This is a genomic window from Mesorhizobium sp. B2-7-1 (assembly GCF_006440735.1).
GTDB lineage: Bacteria > Pseudomonadota > Alphaproteobacteria > Rhizobiales > Rhizobiaceae > Mesorhizobium.
The window spans coordinates 1-1,669 of sequence record NZ_VFUA01000219.1 but is presented as its reverse complement, the minus strand read 5'-3'; the positions used below and the strand labels follow the sequence as shown (position 1 = coordinate 1,669).

Here is a 1,669-nt window from a genome sequence, read left to right as displayed (position 1 = left end):
GAATGTTCGAGCAATTGCAGGTGCTGCGAGATCGAGGGCTTCGACATGTCGAAACGCGCGGCGATCTCGCCCGCGCTCAATTCGTGATGCGCGACATAGGCGAGGATCTTGCGACGTACCGGCGAGGACAGCGCCTCGAAAATCAATTGGATCGACATGCGGCAATGCTACACGATATGAAGTCGATTAGGCAATCAATTAATTGTTGACGCGTAGACGATAAGCTGATTACCTAAATGACGAAACCAACTCGAACGGGGCAATGGGGCTTAAGACAAGATCGTCTGCCGGTGGCGGACGGCAAAGGAGGACCAGATGCGCCCGGTCTTGATAACCCTGTCCAAAATCGGCTTCGACATCGTTGCCACGATCGCGTTCTTCTACCTGGCCCTGCTCTCGGTGCCCTATGCGGTAGGCTTTGCCGCCGCCGGCCTTGCCTATCTCATCTCGTTCGTGCCGGGGCCTTCAGTAGACTTCGGCCGATCCGTGGACCAATCTTTCCTGACGGGCGGCCTGCTCTACACTTTGAGCATGGTCTACCTGATGCTTTTCTTCGCCATCGGCATCGAGATCGTGCGGCGGCTCGTCGGGTCCGAATCGATCTGGCTCTATGTCGTCAGCGCCTTCGTCACCATGGCCGTTTATATCAGCCCGGCATCCACCGCCTCGGGCCCGGCGAAAGCATTCGCCGTTGCGCTGCCGCTGATGATGGCCGCCGCCGTCGGCGCCGGCTACTGGCTGGTGACAATCAGGCTGCAGGCGTTCCTCATCCAGATTGCCAGGCGCCTCATCTGCGGCGCCGACGCCAAATCCTGCGTGTTTTCCTGAGGAGGTCAAAAAATGACTGTATTCCGCCTTTCGACGCTCGGATTCATCGCCTCGTCCGTATTGGCGTTGCTTGCCTTCGCCGCCGGCACAGCCGCGCCTGCCAAGGCCGCGCCTGCGGAAGACCTCTACAAGCTCTGCCGGCAGGTGAAGAACGACGACACGGTCCGTCCCTACTCGCACGGGCTCTATGCCGGCACGGTCAAGGCATTCAAGAAGCTGTTCCCCGACGCCAAGTCTGCGCCGGAGGAATCCGAGCTCCAGACCGAGGCCAACTACCGCTGCATGGACGGCAAGGTGCTGACCTGCTTCATCGGCGCCAATCTGCCCTGCGCCAAGATCAATGCCGAGCGCAACAATCCCGGCGCAGCCGAATACTGCAAGACGGCGAAGAACGGCGACACCCCGCCGATGGTGTCGACCGGCCACGATGCTCTCTATGCCTACACTTGCCAGAACGGAAAGGCGGTGGTCAGCGGCACGGTGTGGGCGCTCGACAAGCGTGGCTTCGCCAAGAAGCTTTGGGCCGAGGTGCCCCGACACTGAAGCGGGGATTGCAAGCTGGGACCGGCGACCATGACGAGGGCGGCAGAGCCCTTGCCATCTATATCCTGCTCGCCGTGGCGCTGATGGCGGTCGGCATCGTCACGGTGCCGATCGCCGCCGTGATGGCGTGCCAGGGTCTGCTCCGACGCGATACGCCGCCATGGCTTCGCAGCCACTACGGATTTCAGCTGCGCAGCATACTGATATTCCTGCTCTCGCTCGCCGCGATCATCCTCATGCTGCCGGGCGTGGACGGCCCAGTGGCATGGGCCGGCTATGTCATGCTGGCAGGCGTGGT

4 protein-coding genes are annotated in these 1,669 nt (G+C 61.4%); 3 read left to right on the top strand and 1 reads right to left on the bottom strand.

The window, feature by feature from the left end; genetic code table 11:
- Positions 1–158: helix-turn-helix domain-containing protein (locus FJ471_RS34545; RefSeq protein ID WP_210242079.1), on the bottom strand; the 158-nt coding region annotated here is incomplete at its 3' end.
- 157 nt (positions 159–315) lie between these two features.
- On the opposite strand from FJ471_RS34545, the gene FJ471_RS34540 reads away from it, so the two are divergent.
- From FJ471_RS34540 to FJ471_RS34530, 3 genes are all read left to right on the top strand, one after another.
- Positions 316–828, top strand: coding sequence for a hypothetical protein (locus FJ471_RS34540; RefSeq protein WP_140811533.1), 513 nt, complete (start codon positions 316–318; stop codon positions 826–828).
- 12 nt (positions 829–840) lie between these two features.
- Complete coding sequence (locus tag FJ471_RS34535; protein ID WP_140811526.1) at positions 841–1,371, top strand: hypothetical protein; 531 nt, start codon at positions 841–843, stop codon at positions 1,369–1,371.
- Between the two features lie 8 nt (positions 1,372–1,379).
- Positions 1,380–1,669, top strand: a 290-nt coding sequence (locus FJ471_RS34530; RefSeq protein ID WP_210242078.1) for a hypothetical protein, incomplete at its 3' end; no start/stop codon positions are given.